15 protein-coding genes are annotated in these 16,351 nt (G+C 41.2%); 7 read left to right on the top strand and 8 right to left on the bottom strand.

Annotated elements, in window-relative coordinates; all coding sequences use genetic code 11:
* Positions 1 to 222: 222 nt before the first annotated feature.
* Positions 223 to 645 (bottom strand): exosporium protein C, encoded by a 423-nt coding sequence (locus AB1K89_RS06280; protein ID WP_413053915.1) that lies wholly within the window; start codon positions 643 to 645, stop codon positions 223 to 225.
* 259 nt (positions 646 to 904) lie between these two features.
* On the opposite strand from AB1K89_RS06280, the gene AB1K89_RS06285 reads away from it, so the two are divergent.
* Together AB1K89_RS06285 and AB1K89_RS06290 are read left to right on the top strand one after the other, a co-directional pair.
* On the top strand, positions 905 to 2,203 hold the full coding sequence (locus tag AB1K89_RS06285) for an NCS2 family permease (RefSeq protein ID WP_413053916.1): 1,299 nt from the start codon (positions 905 to 907) through the stop codon (positions 2,201 to 2,203).
* Between the two features lie 196 nt (positions 2,204 to 2,399).
* Positions 2,400 to 3,599 (top strand): Bcr/CflA family multidrug efflux MFS transporter, encoded by a 1,200-nt coding sequence (locus tag AB1K89_RS06290; protein ID WP_413053917.1) that lies wholly within the window; start codon positions 2,400 to 2,402, stop codon positions 3,597 to 3,599.
* An 81-nt stretch (positions 3,600 to 3,680) separates the two neighbouring features.
* Here the strand turns inward: AB1K89_RS06290 and AB1K89_RS06295 are convergent, their stop codons facing one another.
* The 3 genes from AB1K89_RS06295 to AB1K89_RS06305 all read right to left on the bottom strand — a co-directional run bounded on the left by AB1K89_RS06295 (position 3,681) and on the right by AB1K89_RS06305 (position 6,746).
* The gene (locus AB1K89_RS06295; RefSeq protein WP_413053918.1) at positions 3,681 to 4,940 is read right to left on the bottom strand and encodes an Nramp family divalent metal transporter; all 1,260 of its coding nucleotides are present in this window, start codon (positions 4,938 to 4,940) and stop codon (positions 3,681 to 3,683) included.
* A 103-nt stretch (positions 4,941 to 5,043) separates the two neighbouring features.
* Positions 5,044 to 5,661, bottom strand: coding sequence for a helix-turn-helix transcriptional regulator (locus AB1K89_RS06300; RefSeq protein ID WP_413053919.1), 618 nt, complete (start codon positions 5,659 to 5,661; stop codon positions 5,044 to 5,046).
* A 137-nt stretch (positions 5,662 to 5,798) separates the two neighbouring features.
* A complete protein-coding gene (locus AB1K89_RS06305; RefSeq protein WP_413053920.1) occupies positions 5,799 to 6,746 on the bottom strand; it encodes an agmatinase family protein in 948 nt (315 codons plus the stop codon).
* 232 nt (positions 6,747 to 6,978) lie between these two features.
* On the opposite strand from AB1K89_RS06305, the gene AB1K89_RS06310 reads away from it, so the two are divergent.
* Positions 6,979 to 7,203 carry a hypothetical protein gene (locus AB1K89_RS06310; RefSeq protein WP_413053921.1) on the top strand — a complete coding sequence of 75 codons (225 nt, stop codon included), beginning with the start codon at positions 6,979 to 6,981 and terminating at the stop codon, positions 7,201 to 7,203.
* Between the two features lie 182 nt (positions 7,204 to 7,385).
* Here the strand turns inward: AB1K89_RS06310 and AB1K89_RS06315 are convergent, their stop codons facing one another.
* A complete protein-coding gene (locus AB1K89_RS06315) occupies positions 7,386 to 8,030 on the bottom strand; it encodes a hypothetical protein (RefSeq protein ID WP_413053922.1) in 645 nt (214 codons plus the stop codon).
* Positions 8,031 to 8,230: 200 nt separating this feature from the next.
* Here AB1K89_RS06315 and AB1K89_RS06320 point away from each other — a divergent pair, with 200 nt between their 5' ends.
* Positions 8,231 to 9,049 (top strand): ZIP family metal transporter, encoded by an 819-nt coding sequence (locus AB1K89_RS06320; protein WP_413053923.1) that lies wholly within the window; start codon positions 8,231 to 8,233, stop codon positions 9,047 to 9,049.
* 88 nt (positions 9,050 to 9,137) lie between these two features.
* On the opposite strand, the gene AB1K89_RS06325 is transcribed toward AB1K89_RS06320, so the two are convergent.
* Both AB1K89_RS06325 and AB1K89_RS06330 read right to left on the bottom strand, forming a co-directional pair.
* Positions 9,138 to 10,544: a YfcC family protein gene (locus AB1K89_RS06325; protein ID WP_413053924.1), complete on the bottom strand. Its 1,407-nt coding sequence runs from the start codon at positions 10,542 to 10,544 to the stop codon at positions 9,138 to 9,140.
* The gene (locus tag AB1K89_RS06330) at positions 10,541 to 11,920 is read right to left on the bottom strand and encodes a M20/M25/M40 family metallo-hydrolase (protein WP_413053925.1); all 1,380 of its coding nucleotides are present in this window, start codon (positions 11,918 to 11,920) and stop codon (positions 10,541 to 10,543) included. Before AB1K89_RS06330 ends, AB1K89_RS06325 begins: the two co-directional genes overlap by 4 nt.
* A 292-nt stretch (positions 11,921 to 12,212) precedes the next feature.
* On the opposite strand from AB1K89_RS06330, the gene AB1K89_RS06335 reads away from it, so the two are divergent.
* Positions 12,213 to 13,259, top strand: coding sequence for a C40 family peptidase (locus AB1K89_RS06335; protein ID WP_413053926.1), 1,047 nt, complete (start codon positions 12,213 to 12,215; stop codon positions 13,257 to 13,259).
* A gap of 52 nt (positions 13,260 to 13,311) precedes the next feature.
* Here AB1K89_RS06335 and AB1K89_RS06340 read toward each other — a convergent pair whose 3' ends face one another.
* On the bottom strand, positions 13,312 to 14,283 hold the full coding sequence (locus AB1K89_RS06340) for an arsenic resistance protein (protein WP_413053927.1): 972 nt from the start codon (positions 14,281 to 14,283) through the stop codon (positions 13,312 to 13,314).
* 620 nt (positions 14,284 to 14,903) lie between these two features.
* On the opposite strand from AB1K89_RS06340, the gene AB1K89_RS06345 reads away from it, so the two are divergent.
* Positions 14,904 to 15,650 (top strand): YveK family protein, encoded by a 747-nt coding sequence (locus tag AB1K89_RS06345; protein WP_413053928.1) that lies wholly within the window; start codon positions 14,904 to 14,906, stop codon positions 15,648 to 15,650.
* Positions 15,643 to 16,347 carry a CpsD/CapB family tyrosine-protein kinase gene (locus tag AB1K89_RS06350; RefSeq protein WP_413053929.1) on the top strand — a complete coding sequence of 235 codons (705 nt, stop codon included), beginning with the start codon at positions 15,643 to 15,645 and terminating at the stop codon, positions 16,345 to 16,347. Before AB1K89_RS06345 ends, AB1K89_RS06350 begins: the two co-directional genes overlap by 8 nt.
* The last annotated feature ends 4 nt before the right edge of the window (positions 16,348 to 16,351 follow it).

Here is a 16,351-nt window from a genome sequence, read left to right on the forward strand (position 1 = left end):
TCACCTCCAGTCTTAATGTATGAGTAAACCTAATTATATGGACCATGTCTTATAAAAAAGGGGTATTACTTGGTCAGATTGGGCATCATTTATATCTGAAATTAGGTTATCGAGTTGTATCAAAAATGTGGGTGTTTGAAAGAAAATCATAAGTTCGTAAAAGAAAGGTGTGCTTTTCCTATTTATTAGGTCAAGCACACCTTAGCAAAGATTCACCCATTATTATAGAGCAATTGCTAAGCCGCTAAAGGAAATGGGGCCAACAACAGCAGCTTCTGTTCCACTAGTCAGATTTTGAGCGGTTACTTGATATACATGGGTACCTTGTCCAACATTAAAATCTATTGCTTGGAATGTTTCTACATAGTTTACTTCTGATTCAGGATCAGATTCTACTCCTACTTGGGTATTGAAGATTTCTCTTCCGTCGCGGAAGATCCTGAACAAAATTTGGGATGTGCCTGTAACCCCATGCACTCCTACTGTCGCAATTAACTCTACACGATTTCTAGTTGCTCCACTAGGTATCCTTATTCGAATATTTGCCAATGAAACCCTTAATGGTGAACGAGGAATCGTAATTGGTCTATTAAGATTAACCCTACGAATGGGTTGTACTGCTTGGTAATCAATTATTTGAACCACGATAGTCACCTCCTTAAACTTAATACCTTAAAATATGCAGTTTAGAAGGAAGAGCTTGGACAATTGAATTATTTTTTTAATATTTCATTGGAAAAGGCTAAACTGGCCGTTGTGGATTTTCGGTTTAATTGGTTTGCTTTAACAACAGTTCCGTATAAGCATCTTCAACGTCTCAAAAAAAAACACTTGTAAAACGCCTGAAAAACGAATAATATATGTAAGGGATAAAATATCGTTCGTGTTTTGGAGGGGTTTTTTAGTGTTTAAATTACAAGAAAACAATACTACTGTAAGAACAGAAGTCCTTGCAGGGTTTACGACCTTTTTTACGATGGTCTATATCGTGATTGTCAATCCAATCATTTTGAAAGATGCGGGTGTGCCATTCGATCAGGTGTTTACGGCTACGATAATTGCTACTGTGATCGGGACCCTATGGATGGCGCTTGCAGCTAATTATCCGATTGCGATTGCACCGGGAATGGGCATGAATGCGTATTTCGCCTATTCGGTCGTTGGAACAAATGGTATAACTTATGAAACAGCGTTCGCAGCTGTTTTCGTTGCTGGTCTCATTTTTGTTATTTTGTCGTTAACTTCTTTCCGTAAAGTGTTGATTGAAGCCATTCCTGATAACTTGAAACATGGCATTACAGCGGGGATTGGCCTGTTTATCGCTTTTATCGGGATGAGACAGGCGGGGATGATCGTATCCCATCCTTCGAATCTCGTTGCATTAGGGGATCTTCATTCACCGAAAGTGCTGTTTGCCTTGTTTGGTCTTACTGTTACGCTTATTTTCATGGCGTTGAGAGTGCATGGAGCATTGTTCTTCGGTATGATCATTACGGCAGTCGTCGCCTTTTTCACAGGGCATCTATCCTTTGACCAAGGTTTCGTTCAAATGCCATCGCTTCCAGAAGGGATCATCGTCTCCAATCCGTTAACAGCTTTCGCGGATGTATGGCAGCACATGCTGTTTCCTGTTGTCTTTTCGTTCCTCATGGTGACGATCTTCGATACGACTGGAACGATGATCGGTGTTGCACAGCAGGCCGGGTTAATGAAGGACAATAAAATGCCGCGGGCGCGCCAAGCTCTACTTGCAGACTCTGTTGCCGCTACTGCTGGCTCCATGTTTGGTACAACTCCTACAAGTGCATATATTGAATCATCAGCAGGCGTAGCAGCAGGAGGACGAACGGGGCTGACGACGGTGACTGTCGCAATTCTATTTATCGTAGCAGCGTTTTTCGGACCGCTCGTTAGTGCGGTTTCAGGCCTGTCTTCCATTACAGCACCTGCCTTAATCATTGTCGGCAGCTTAATGATGGGAGCTATTGCCAAAATCAAATGGGAAGAAATTGATGAAGCTTTCCCTGCATTTTTAATCATCTTGAGCATGCCGCTCACTTCAAGCATTGCAACAGGTATCGCGTTAGGATTCATCTCGTATCCAATCTTGAAGGTCGTTACGGGGAAATGGCGTGCGGTCCATCCTCTTGTCTACGTGTTCGCGGTTCTGTTCTTTTATCAATTGGCGTACCTGCCGCATTAATCATGAAGACATGAATAGAGCAACTACCTAAGCTTTGGCTAGGTGGTTGCTTTTTTGATTCCCTTAAACTGAATGCACGTATTGGAGAAGCTTAAATCTTTTATTTTAAACACTTTGGTGATAAAGTAGACACTTATGTTTACACAGATAGATACCGAAATTGCTGTCTTTAAGCTTAGAAAGGTTGAAAATATGTATGAAATCATTAACAGGAGCTAAGCGCTTAAAGCTGGCATTGCTTTTAGGGACGCTTGCAGCAATGGGCCCTTTAACCATTGATATGTATTTGCCGTCATTTCCGACAATCGTTAATGCTTTCGGGACAACGCCTTCCTTGGTACAAGTGAGTTTAACGGCGACATTAGTCGGAATCGGATTGGGGCAGTTAGTGCTGGGTCCGATGAGTGATGTTCATGGACGAAAGAAACCGTTAGTCGTTGCACTGATCGTTTATTTGGCCGCCTCAGTCCTTTGTGCCTTTGCACCCAATATTGGATTGTTCATAGCGGCTCGTTTCTTGCAAGGATTTGCGGCATCTGCGGGAATTGTCATCTCCAGGGCAGTAGTCCGGGACGTATACACTGGTAGGGAATTAACGAAGTTCTTCGCACTCCTCATGCTGATCAATAACTTGGCGCCGATTCTCGCACCTCTTCTAGGAGGGGTGATTCTCGCGTTTTCGGATTGGAAAGGCATATTTATCACATTAAGTTTTATTGGTCTTTTGTTGGCAGTCATTGTCATTTGGAAGATGGATGAATCATTATCGCACGATATGCGAGTCCCCAGCAATCTCTCCCAGACATTAAAAAACTTCCAATCCTTACTGAAAGATCGTAGTTTTATGGGCTACGCACTCGCACAAGGGTTTATCATGGCTGGTATATTCGCTTACGTTGCGGGGACACCATTTGTGTATCAAACGATTTACGGTGTTTCTCCGCAACTGTTTAGTGTGTTATTCGGCATGAATGGAATTGGGCTCATCATCGGTTCGCAAGTTGTTGGACGCTTAACCGGCATTGTGTCTGAACAGCGATTTTTACAGACAGGCTTATTCATTTCCGTCACTTCAGGCGCGTTATTACTGATTGCGGTGCTTATGCACGGACCGCTTCTAACAATCGTTGTGCCGATCTTCTTTTTCGTTGCGTCGATTGGCATCATTTCTACATCCTCTTTTTCATTGGCGATGGAATCACAAGGGCATATTGCAGGAAGTGCCTCCGCGCTACTTGGATTATTGCCTTTTGTGTTAGGTTCAATCACTGCACCTCTCGTCGGCATCGCAGGAGAGGCAACTGCAATTCCGATGGGTGCCATTATCTTTGGTACTTCTATCATTGCATGTCTATCTTATTACGGACTTGCACGAAGGAAGAGCGTGGAAGCGTAACAATTTATCAGTCGAAAAAGCACAAACCGATTCATGGTTTGTGCTTTTTCTCTCTCCTTAATTGCCTTGCAAGCGTATCAATTATGCACCAATAAAAGCTTTAATGGCATCAATTAAGCTATATATACCAAGGAACGTACAAACGGCAGCGACAATTCCGCCGATAATATTTGCCTTCACGGAGTTTCCAAATTCACCGAGACGCTTTTTGTTATTCATTATGACAAGAAGCGTAATGACGATCACCGGGAGTAAAATACCATTCAACGCTTGTGCAAACAATAAGACGTCAAGCGGATTAAAGCCAAGACCTGAACAAACGATACCGATAACCATAACTGTTGTGAAGACAGCCTTGAAACGCTTATCCTTCATGCCGTTTTCCCATTTCAAAACACTGCTTACCGTCATGGCCGCGCCAAGCGGGGAAGCGAGTGCTGAAGAGAATCCAGCTGCAAACAGTCCTAGACTCATAAACATTTTCGCCCATTGGCCAAAAATGGGTTCCAATTGAAGAGATAGGTCTGCAGCGCTTGAAACTTCAAGACCTTGAATCATCGCACCAGCGGTAATTAAAATCGCCGCTGTAATCAGTCCACCGATACTGATGGAGACGATCGTATCAATACGCGCTTCTCTCAGGTCAGATGGCTTGTTCCAACGTTGTTGTACCATTGACGAATGTAAAAATAAATTATAGGGCACAACAGTCGTCCCGATCAACGCAATGATCATAATGATGGAACCGCTTGGGATTGTTGGAATGAAAGCCCCTTGGAACACTTCGCTAAGATTCGGCTTTGCGACGAACATTGTCGTAATGAACGTCAAACTCATAATGACAATCAATGCGACCATGACGCGTTCAATCAATTTATAACTACCGCTTAATCCAAGGAATAAAATAACGATGCCTACAATTGGACCAAGCACATTTGGCGAAATGCCCGTCAGCGTTGAAATGCCAAGTGATGTTCCGAGCAAATCACCGGCCATATAAGCCGCACACCCGACACTAATTGCAATCATTACGAGCCACATGGAACCATATTTTAATATCGGATTGGAAAATTGATCACGAACGGCTTCACCTAAACCTTTTCGCGTAATGATGCCGAGACGTGCTGTCATTTCTTGCAACACGATTGTCGCGACGATCGAAAAGACGACCGCCCAAAGGATCGCATAGCCATACGAAGCACCTGCTCGAGTGGCAGTTGTGACGGTTCCAGGGCCAATAAAAGAAGCAGTAATAATGGCGCCTGGGCCGATCACTTTAATTTTATCTAGTAATGATTTTTTCTCCGCAACTTGGATGTTCTCTATTTCAACATTCGTCATTGTAGTGCACCTCTCATTCTAACGTTTGTAATATTTTGACTATTATAAGCGGATGAAACCAATTATGATTTCATCATGAATATAGCTATGTTTTCCAATTAATTCATTCTAGATAGTTATAGATTGTTTGTTTTGAAACACCGAGCACCTTAGCGATACGGTCTGCAGAGCCTTGAATCAGGAAAGCGCCTCTCTCTTCTAACTTTTGGACAAATCGAATGCGCTCATTTCGAGACATCTCCGGGATAGGAACACCGATTTCAAGCGTCACCGAACTGATTAAGTGATGAAAGACCTCATCAATGTTTTTCGCATACGATTCATCTAGATGAACTCCATTTTCCTCTGAGTCGTGTACGGCAGTGAATTCTTTAATGACTTGGTTAACCATCGAAAACGCAGTAATATCGAAGTTGATGCCCAAATAACCAATGACTTCGCCTTCATCGTTTCGAATGAAAGAAAGAGAGGTTTTCACCATTTTCCCGTCGGTTGTTCTTGTCGTAAATCCAAGCTTGTCTTTCACTTCATTGCCTTGTTGGCGTAATTGTTTCAAAATCACTTCGGTTGTAGGGGCACCTAATGCTCGACCTGTTACGTTTCCTTGAATATAAACAAGGGAAGATTGAACGTTGCGTAAATCATGAATGACGACTTCGCAATTGCTGCCAAAAGTCGCATAGATCATATCAGCAATCGGTTCGTAGCGTTTCAATATCATGTTATTTTCTTCGTTTGTACTAACCATTTTTATCACCATTTTTTAGTTTCTTATGTAAGCGCTTTAATCGCACTTTGCATAGAAGTCTTCAACCCACAGGAAGGGTTGAAGACTTATGAAAATTACGGGAAAGTGAATTACGAGTTTTGTTGTTTGTGTGCAATTTCACCAGCGAGTGCATATAACACAACTGTTGAAACGAAGTGTGCTGAGTTTTGGTTCGGATCTTGTTGTGGATAAATTTCCACGAAATCCATCCCGATAACTCCTTGCTTACAAATTTCGTAGACAAGCGTAAGTAGCTCATATGAAGTGAGACCGTTGCCGTCAACTGGACCACCAGGGTTAAACGCAAAGTCTAGCACGTCACTGCAAATGCTTAAGTAGACACAGTCTACATCTTTACTAGCCATTGCATAGAGTTCCCCAGCAAATGCCTTTAAGTCTTTCGCATTACGAATATCGTTAATCGTTACGGTAACAGCGCCGGCTTCCTTCGCATTACGTCCAGCTTCCGGCATATTTCTTGGCCCGTGAATCCCTGTATGAATAATGCTCTCGTTGCGCACGCCTTCTTGCTCGTATAGACGGGCAAACGGGCTGCACCGTGCATATTGATCGCCATTATGAGAAGGGAGGTTGTCGTAGTGAGCGTCAAGATGAATGATGCCGACTTTTTTACCTGTTTCAGCAAGCGCTTTCACGATTGGGAAAGTAACACCATGATCGCCGCCTAAGCCAATTAGGAATTTTTTACTTTTCCATAGTTCACTCGAAAATTTTGTAATACGATTCATTGTTTCATCTACATCCGCGGGTACGACATCGATGTCGCCGATATCTCCGATCTTCATATGTTCGAACACATCAATATGATCAAGTTCCGGTAAATAACCGCTATAACGAGCAGAAGTTAAGCGCATCACTTTCGGCCCGAGTTCACAACCTGTGTAATCGCCCCATGTAACGGCTCCTTCCCATGGAATTCCGTATACTACTGCATCTATATTTTCAAATGATTTAGTAGCAGAGATATTTTCCGCTCCTAAAAAGGTAGGTGTGTTACCGTAAAGAATTTCAGTCATGTAAGTCAATCCCTTTCGATGTGTTTTGAAATTTTGTCAACTTCTTGATTGAATCGTACTGGTTTTTTGAAATAAAGTCAAACGTTTTTTAAATAAATTAAAAGTGTGTGAGGAAAGGTAATCACCAGTGAGACTGGGGCACATAGATTTGTCATGAAGGGACAAAGTAAGTTGCAGGGCCAGTGCTGTTAAACAATAGCACTTGCCTATAACATACGAGGGAGTGAAATAAATGGCTAATAGTAACAAACGAAAACGTGACGATCACGATACCGGCGAAACAAGTGTAGGTGCTTTTACTGGGGATACGATGGCATCAGCTCTTGATCCATTTGGTTCTACTGCTGCTGGTGTATCAGGTTCTAGTTCTTCTGACAAAGCGATGGACAATAAAGCAGGGGAAAGTACCGTCGATAACGATAAAAAAGGCTCCAAAACAAGAAACCAAAACGAATAACACAAATTCAGAATTGTTCCGGTGCCTGTGCAAGGTACAATTATGACAATTCATCAAAGTTTATAAAAATGCAACAGGAAGCCCGCCGAATATCGAAATGGCGGGCTTCCTGTTTTCTCTTTATGCAATTGTATTGTATTGTCTGAATAGTGTCTTGCACAGGCACCTATTATGGGCACCGGTTAGGACATTGTTGGAAAGGTAATTAACATTTGCCCTTCGCTATTGATCACCTCGATGATCTCATTATCAAATAGGTAAGGGGTGTCATTTTGATCTTGTGGTTTTACTTTTTCATACATGTTTCTTACTGATAAAACCGGGAATGTAACAGGTATGAAACGCCCTTTATGTAAGACTTTCATATTGCCCATTAAGAATAGCTCTTTGCTCGATGCTGCGAAACTTAAGTGGCCGACTTTCTTATTTGAGCTTCCGGATACTAATGTTACGTGCTGTAACAATGAAATAATGCACAAAATGAAATCATTAATTACTTCGTGAGGCAGTTTTTCCAAACCTTGGTCAACGAATAATGCGTTGAAGCCATTTCGAATTTCTTTGAAGGAAAACATAATCTCGATCTTTTTCTTTTTTCCTTTACCGAGGTTGTTAATAATGTCTTGGCAATCATCGAAAAATGCTTTTACATACCCTGAATAATTTTCCCTTTGGACAATAAAATCTCCAAGTTCCTTTATCACTTTATTATCTTGCGCATTTTCCTTTATAAAAAGTAAAAAGCTCATCACATCTTTTTCATCGAAATTCCTCTCCGCAAACTTACTGTAATAGTAATTAAAAAGTTGTCGTTCTTTTTTATCCATAGCTCTTCACTCCTTGAGAACATTATGTATTTGTGTTCCTATACACACATCAATTTCTCAATCATACCATGGAATGTTTTTTGAAGAATATTATTTTCAATTAGGAAAATATATTACTTAAAATAAAAATGTTGCACAAGGGAAACATTCGGCATATAATAGCACTATTATCACGATCATAATGAGTAAGGAGAATAAATATGATGGATTATTTTTTAGGACTGAGTCCAGTCTACCAAGCATTGATCGCCACCTTGTTCACATGGGGGATGACTGCTGTCGGGGCTGCCTTGGTCTTTACAACGAAGAAAGTCAATCAGAAGTTGATGGATGGGATGTTGGGGTTTGCGGGCGGCGTTATGATTGCGGCAAGTTTTTGGTCGCTCCTTTCACCAGCCATTGAAATGGCCGAGCAAAATAGTTCGTTTCCATCCTGGTTTCCAGCAGCCGTCGGGTTTTTATTAGGAGGTATTTTTCTGTGGGTAGCAAATAAGGTCATTCCTCATTTGCACCCTAGCTCCCCGATGAAAGATGCGGAGGGCATCAATCCTGAAAGTAAGCGACGAAGTACGTTACTTGTATTTGCGATTACATTGCACAATATACCTGAAGGTCTTGCAGTTGGTGTCGCCTTTGGGGCAGTGGCAGCCGGTATGCCATCGGCTACAATAGCTGCCGCGATTGCTTTGGCTGTTGGGATCGGAATCCAAAACCTTCCTGAGGGGACGGCTGTTTCGATGCCATTGCGGAGAGACGGAATGTCTCGCCGGAAAAGTTTCTTCTATGGACAGTTTTCAGGAGCGGTTGAACCAATTTCAGCTGTGATCGGTGTTCTTGCGGTCACGACGATGCAACCCCTTCTTCCATTTGCATTAAGCTTTGCAGCTGGCGCTATGATTTTTGTCGTCGTGGAAGAAGTCGTTCCAGGCTCACAGGAAAATGGCAATAAAAATTTAGCTTCGATGTGCTTAATGGTAGGATTTACAGTAATGATGATTCTTGATGTTGCATTTGGATAAGGGACCATGGATAAAGGAAACAGGCTACTTCATTTATTATGAAGTAGCCTGTTTCCATTGAGATATATTTTTGGTCATTTATCCAATATTAATAGTGAATCATATGCGCAAACACAACGAAAACGCCACCAATAATGATGAAGATCAGAACTAATGGCCAAATGAATTTAACCCATTTTTCATATGAGATACCGGTTGTTGCGAGATAGGCCATCATCGTTGAGCCCGTCGGGAAAATTAAGTTCGTAAATCCGTCACCTAAATGAAATGAGAGAACGGTTGTTTGCCTTGTAATCCCGATTAAGTCACCTAAAGGAATCATAATTGGCATTGTAACCGCTGCTTGGCCGGAACCTGAATTTATGAAAAAGTTAATGACGTTTTGAACAATGTATATACTAATCACCTTAATGGAATCCGGCATAAACATGATGATATTGGATAGACCATATACGAGTGAGTCAATGATGTTGCCCTCTTCCAATACGACTGGAATGGCCCGGGCGATTCCAACAATCAGAGCACCGAGTGTGACGGCTTTAGCGCCTTCCACAAATTCTTCAGCGATCCGAGTCGAACCAAATCTTGCAAATAACCCTGAAAGTATCCCCATTGCCAAGAATAGGGCAGCCATTTGTTCAATATACCAACCTCTTGTCGAGACACCCCATATGAGTGTACCAATCCCGGAAATGAATATAAGTATGACTAAAAAGTGTTTGATGTGAAATTTGGAGGACTGTACGAGTTCAGAGCCCTCTACTTTTGCATTTTGCTCCAGTTCGAAGACCAAGCTTTTTGCAGGATCCAACTTCACTAATTTTGCATAACGAACGATATAGATACTCGCAACAACTAAAAGGACGACTAAGAGTATTGCTCGTAACCACATGCCCGAATAGATCGGGAGTCCCGCAATTTGTTGCGCAACGCCGACCGTAAATGGATTCATTAATCCGGCAATAAATCCGCAAAAGACACCGACGAGTACTATAGCCATACCGGTTAAAGCGTCATATTTCAAAGATCGGGCAAGGGCAACGACGAGCGGTACTAATCCTAATGCTTCAATTGACATGCCGACTGTCGCACCGAAAATCGAAAACAGCGTTAACAACAAGGGGATAATAAGGATTTCTCGCTTACCCAATTTAGTCGTGATGGATCCAATAACCGCATCAAAAGCTCCGGTTGATGTAATAATTCGAAACGAACCGCCGACGACAAATATGAATAAAATGATTCCACTGGATTCATTCAATCCTTTTATAATCAAACTTGGAATTTCAAGAATGCTAACGGGAGCCTTCTGGACATCATGGAACGAGCCTTCTTGTACGACCATCCTTCCACTTAACGGGTCTTCCACACGATCAAATTCGCCGGCCGGGATAATGTACGTGAGAACTGCCGCGACTAAAACAATGATAAACATTAAGGCGAAGACATGGGGTACTTTAAAAAAAGTTTTTAATGATTTCTTTTCCGTGTTCACTTAGAAACCCCTTTTCTAAGATTTTCTGCATATTCACCAAGTGCATGGATTACATGGCAAGTACAACGAATTCCATTCAAAAAATTAGCGATTGCGATATTTTCATTTGGAGAATGGTTTCTTTGGTCGAAATTTGCATATGGCATAATAATCGATGGGACTTCTAATATTTTCGTCCATACATAATCAGGAAGTGAACTGCCAAGGCTCGGTTGAATGAGTGGTTCTTGTTTGTACGCAAGACGAACAGCGTTTGTGACAACTCCTACAATGTCGAGATCCGCAGAAGTTCTTGACGGTTCCATAGCCGAGATAAATTTCACTTCAATATCAGGGTCATGTTTTTGGACATGCTGACAGATTTTGTTGAAAATATCTATCGGGTCTTGATCGATGACGAGACGAACATCCATCTTCACGGTAGCAGTTGCCGGAATAATCGTCTTCATGCCTTCTCCTGTATAGCCGCTTTGTAACCCGTTTATATTAAACGTTGGCTCCATTGTCAATTTGTGATAATACGTTTCGCCGTCCATTTGCAAATGAGGGTACCCAATCTTTTGTCCAATATCTTCCGCGTCAAAAGGCAATTTTTGAATCAATTCTTTCTCGCGCGCAGAAGGTGGGAGGATATGATCATAAAATCCTTCTATTAACACTTGTCCCTCATCATTACACATTGTTTTTAACAAATTGATGAGCTTCCAAGCAGGGTTAGGAACAATATTCCCTGTATTCCCCGAATGATTATCCCATTCAGCTTCTTTTGCTATTAGTTCAAGGTCGAGCGATCCTCTCGCTCCCAATAAAATGAGCGGAGCGCCACTGTTATGTGAAGAACCGTCAGCTGTATAGACAAGATCTGCTTTCAACAGTTCCCGATTCTTTTTCACAAAGGAAGCTAAATGAGGACTCCCGTTTTCTTCTTCTCCCTCAAACAAAAATTTTATATTAATAGGTAAGTCTTCGAAACAACTTAAATAGGTCTTCACGCCAAGAAGTTGGGCCATAAGCTGCCCTTTGTTATCCCCAGCGCCTCGGCAAAAGATTTTTCCATCACGGATCGTAGGTTCAAAAGGAGGGGACAACCATTCATCAAGTGGCTCCGGGGGTTGAACATCATAGTGGCCATAAATGAGCAACGTGAAGAAGTTTTCATCCTTCATCATTTCCCCGAAAACAACAGGATGGCCTTCTGTTTTCATGATTTTTGCCGTAATCCCAAGCTCCCCCATCATCTCCTTGAGCAATTGTGCACATTCGGTAATTCCATCATTTTGAGTGCTAATACTTTTTTGCCGTAAAAGGGTAAACAGCTTTTCTATATAGGCTTCTCGGTTTTTTTCAATGATTTCTTGGAGATTATTTAGGGGCATAGTGAAAACCTGCTTTCTATATATATTTACATAACATGTTTTTTAGATGAAGATACTATATCATCCTAAAGCGTTAAAGTATAGAAATCAACAAATGCCTTAAGGTCATTCTAGGCATTTTTTTATGTGCAAAAACAGTTAGAGGCTCAATTTTCTCTATATTTAATTATTAAAAAATCTAATAATGGTAATGTTAATGTAATGTTATTGTAAAGCGGAATTAATATTTTTTATGCTAAAGTTAGCAGAGTAAAATACAACAATAGATAAAAAAGAGCAGTTGGGGTGGAAAATGAGAAAACGATTGATTCAAACATTGCTAGCAGTGTTTCTAATTAGTTCTATACCTTTTATATCATCAACTAAAGTAAGTGCTGCAACACCGGATGAGATTGCAACCTTTGCCGAAAAATTTTATGGCACTCCTTATAAATTTGGAGGTACAACGCCAGGCGGTTTTGATTGTTCCGGATACATACAATATGTCTTTAACAATTTTAACATCAGTTTACCAAGAACATCGGAAGATCAGTTTAGAGTCGGAACATCAATAAGCAAAGAAAATCTGAAGCCTGGGGATCTAGTGTTTTTTGCGAATACATATAAAAAAGGCATTTCGCACACGGGAATCTATTTAGGGAATAACGAATTCATCTCAGCTAAGAGCAGAGGTGTGCTGAAAGCTAATTTGAAAACAGACCCTTATTGGGCTCCAAAATATGCCGGTGCAAAACGTGTTACAACAAATATTAAAGTTGCTTTTGACCCTGTGCAGGTAAAACAGGATGAACAAATGAGTGATGTGTTTAAAGATTTATCGGTTAAACACCCTGCTTATGAGGCAATCATCGCATTATACGAAATTGGCGTAATAAACGGTTATGAAGATTCCACATTCAGACCTGAAAAGTCAATTACACGTGGACAAGCAGCTGCAATGATAAACCGTAAACTTAAGTTAGAAGCATCGACTCAAGTAACATTTACGGACGTTAAACCAAATCACCAATACGCAGCTGACATTGCGGCTTTGAATGAAGCGGGAATTTTCCAAGGGTATGAAACTGGTGAATTCGGCATTAACGACAAACTTACTCGCGCGCATCTTGCCGCAATTGTAGATAGAGCATTTGATCTTCAAGGAAAAATAAATGGTGAAGTACAGGTTGCAAACAAATATACTGACGTACCATCAAGTCACTGGGCTGCAGATGTAATCCATGCTTTAAAGACGTTAGATCAAACAACAGTCTTTCAAACATCGGAATTTAATATTGGCAAGGAAGCGACACGTGCCGATTTCTCTGCTGCCATTTACAGTGCGATTTCAGTTAAATAAAGTTATCAATCATAACTAAGACACCCATCTTTTCAAAAGATGGGTGTCTTTTTCAGGTCGTTTTGTCACGTAAAAGCAAATTAGGTACTACACGTATATAAATAAGTGAACCGACCAGTTCCACAATTGTTTGAGTGACAATGATGGCTACAACTAACGTACTCACACTATCGGGCAAAGCCAATGCGAGAGGAAGGACGACGAGCGAGTTACGTATTGATCCACTAAAAATTAGTGCGCGGCCTGTATTGATTTCAAGGACGAATAGCTTCGCGACGAACCGGGAGATGACAGGCATGATGATCATAAAAGCAATATAGACAGGGATCACTTTTAGTAGTAAATCGATGGATGCAGATAATTTTCCTATTTGAGAAGCTGCAATAACAAATAAGGTAAGAGCCATGAACGGAACTGGAAGCCATGCTGAGAGCTCGATGATGCTTGCTCCGGTTCGCGCTTTCGTTACGTATAACTGAATTAGAATAGCAACCCCTAGCGGAATGACGATAAGTCCAATAAACGCTTCGATAAACGGCCTGGCTTCCACTATTCCAAGCGTATCCCTTCCCATAAACAACCACAAATACAAAGGCAATAGGAGCATTTGCGTAACGAACAAAATAGGTGTTGCCATCAGTAATAGCTTTTCATTGCCACGACCTAAAGAAGTGAACACGATAACATAGTCAATGCAGGGGGTTAACAATACTAAATAAACCCCGAGCAGCAATGGTGGATAATCTGGCAATAACTTTGACAGCAGCCAAACGACAATAGGCACAGCTATGTAGTTAACCGTCAGTAAAGCTCCGATAAAACGGCGATTTGAAAAGGGGTTTCTCAAGGAAGCGAAAGGAATTTGAGAAAACATACTATACATTAATATAGCTATGACGACAGAAATCGTCACATCCAATCGTCCTGCGAAATCCGGCACGAATAATCCGAACCCGGCTGCAATCAAAAGAACAAATGCATATAAACTAATTTGTTTTTCTTCCAATTTTTCTCTCGTAATCATTTCATCCTCCAGTAAAGCGATCTTCTCTCGATGAGTATTCCGTACTCACACTATAATAGCATGCTAACAAGCATGGACGGATCATTTCACCGTTCATGCTTTTTCGGTTTTATAATGAAAAAATCGGGTTTTATTTAGGTTAGTAATTTAATTTACTACGACTTTGATTTAAAAGAGATTCGTTGATTGGAGCGAAAGGCGGCGACTCCTGCCGGAATAGCATGAGCTGAAGACCCTGGACTGAGCAAAAGCGAAGCGTTACGAGCATGAGATGGCTGCCTTAATTTCTGCAAAAGACGCAGAAATACGGCCAATCGAACTCTTCGTTGTTCGATTGGCTGAAGCCATGCCGGCGGAAAGCGTCCGCCTGTAGCGCAAATCAACATTATTCTTCGCAAAACCTAAATGTTGGGGTGACGTGCAGATCACCCCAACATTTAATTTAGAACCGCTTTTTCGGTGTTGGGATAAATCTATAGGGAACTGTTCTTACATGTCTTCGAAGAGCGCTGTGTCAAATTACATATGGGGTGAATAACATGAAGAATGAATGGAAAGACGGCCTTGAAGCACCGAGGGATTCAGGAGACTTATGACAATCCGCTGTAAAGGGGAGTATTATGCCTGTTGAAGAAACGATCAGTCTACATGATTTGTTTAGAGTATTAAAAAGGCGATCCGTATTCATTATTAGTACGGCCCTATTCGCAGTGATACTAACTGGAATTATAAGCTACTTTTTCTTGACACCTATTTACCAAGCGTCAACACAAATCCTCATCAATCAGAAACAGACGGAACAAATCCAAGTTAATGCGCAGGATATTCAGACGAATATTCAACTCATTAATACATATACCGTCATTATCAAAAGCCCCGCAATTCTTTCGAAGGTCATTGAAAATCTGGACTTGGATACAACACCGGCTTTACTTGAAAAAAAGATAAAGGTCGAAACTACACAAGACTCCCAAGTTATTAAAATAAGTGTTAACGATCCGGAACATTATAAATCGGTAGATATAGCCAATACAATTGTAGAAGTTCTCCAAGAGGAAATCCAAATACTAATGAACGTTAATAATGTTTACATCCTCTCGCCGGCTGTCTATCTCGAGAATCCATTACCTGCTAAGCCAAATCCGTTACTAAATATGACAATCGCGGCTGTCAGTGGATTGATGATAGGAGTCGGAATAGCGTTCCTCATTAATTACTTAGATATGACCGTGAAAACAGAGCGGGACATTGAAGAATTATTAGGATTTCCCGTTATTGGGATTGTAAGTCCGATTACAGAAGTGGAAGTTAATAAAATCAAAGGGTTATTCGGTCGGATATGGGGAAGGGGAAGGCAGGATGTTTAAGAAGAAAAAGAAAGACGGACGAACAGCGTCACGTAAACTTGTTACGAGAGATGCTCCTAAGTCCATCACTTTAGAACAGTTCCGGATGATTCGAGAGAATATTAATTTTTTGAGTCCGGACAAAAAATTAAAGACTCTTCTTTTCACTTCGTCTTCTTCTGGGGAAGGTAAGTCGACATTGGCAGCAAACGTCGCCATTGTTTTTGCGCAAGCTGGGAAGAGAGTACTTCTAGTTGATGCGGATATGAGAAAACCTACGGTGCATTATACGTTCAAATCGACAACATCCCCTGGTCTATCCTATTTATTAACAAGACAAAGAGGTTTGGACGAGGTGGTGAAAAGAACCCAGATTAAAGGGCTAGAACTTGTTACTTGTGGGAAGATGCCGATAAACCCCGCTGAACTCCTTAGTTCAAAAGCGATGGATGATCTGATCACTGAAATGAAAGCGAAGTATGACGTGATTATCATCGACGCACCTCCAATTCTTTTAGTTGCTGACGCCCAAATTCTTTCTAATAAATGTGATGGAACAATTTTAGTCGTCAGTTCTGGAACAACCGAGAAAAACAGTGTGATAAGGGCGAAGGGGTTGTTGGAAAACTCTAAGGCTAATGTTTTAGGAGTCATTTTGAACAATTATAAAATTGAAAAAGGAGATTACTATTACAACTACGAGGGTGCAAAAGAATAATCGG

The sequence above is a fragment of the Sporosarcina pasadenensis genome, from assembly GCF_047228845.1.
GTDB lineage: Bacteria > Bacillota > Bacilli > Bacillales_A > Planococcaceae > Sporosarcina.

Bases quoted from the DNA above. Each gene is read 5' to 3' on its own strand.
- AB1K89_RS06290 (WP_413053917.1), top strand. From the start codon at position 2,400: ATGAAATCATTAACAGGAGCTAAGCGCTTAAAGCTGGCATTGCTTTTA.
- AB1K89_RS06295 (WP_413053918.1), bottom strand. From the start codon at position 4,940: ATGACGAATGTTGAAATAGAGAACATCCAAGTTGCGGAGAAAAAATCA.
- AB1K89_RS06300 (WP_413053919.1), bottom strand. From the start codon at position 5,661: ATGATATTGAAACGCTACGAACCGATTGCTGATATGATCTATGCGACT.
- AB1K89_RS06305 (WP_413053920.1), bottom strand. From the start codon at position 6,746: ATGACTGAAATTCTTTACGGTAACACACCTACCTTTTTAGGAGCGGAA.
- AB1K89_RS06310 (WP_413053921.1), top strand. From the start codon at position 6,979: ATGGCTAATAGTAACAAACGAAAACGTGACGATCACGATACCGGCGAA.
- AB1K89_RS06315 (WP_413053922.1), bottom strand. From the start codon at position 8,030: ATGGATAAAAAAGAACGACAACTTTTTAATTACTATTACAGTAAGTTT.
- AB1K89_RS06320 (WP_413053923.1), top strand. From the start codon at position 8,231: ATGATGGATTATTTTTTAGGACTGAGTCCAGTCTACCAAGCATTGATC.
- AB1K89_RS06330 (WP_413053925.1), bottom strand. From the start codon at position 11,920: ATGCCCCTAAATAATCTCCAAGAAATCATTGAAAAAAACCGAGAAGCC.
- AB1K89_RS06335 (WP_413053926.1), top strand. From the start codon at position 12,213: ATGAGAAAACGATTGATTCAAACATTGCTAGCAGTGTTTCTAATTAGT.
- AB1K89_RS06340 (WP_413053927.1), bottom strand. From the start codon at position 14,283: ATGATTACGAGAGAAAAATTGGAAGAAAAACAAATTAGTTTATATGCA.
- AB1K89_RS06345 (WP_413053928.1), top strand. From the start codon at position 14,904: ATGCCTGTTGAAGAAACGATCAGTCTACATGATTTGTTTAGAGTATTA.
- AB1K89_RS06350 (WP_413053929.1), top strand. From the start codon at position 15,643: ATGTTTAAGAAGAAAAAGAAAGACGGACGAACAGCGTCACGTAAACTT.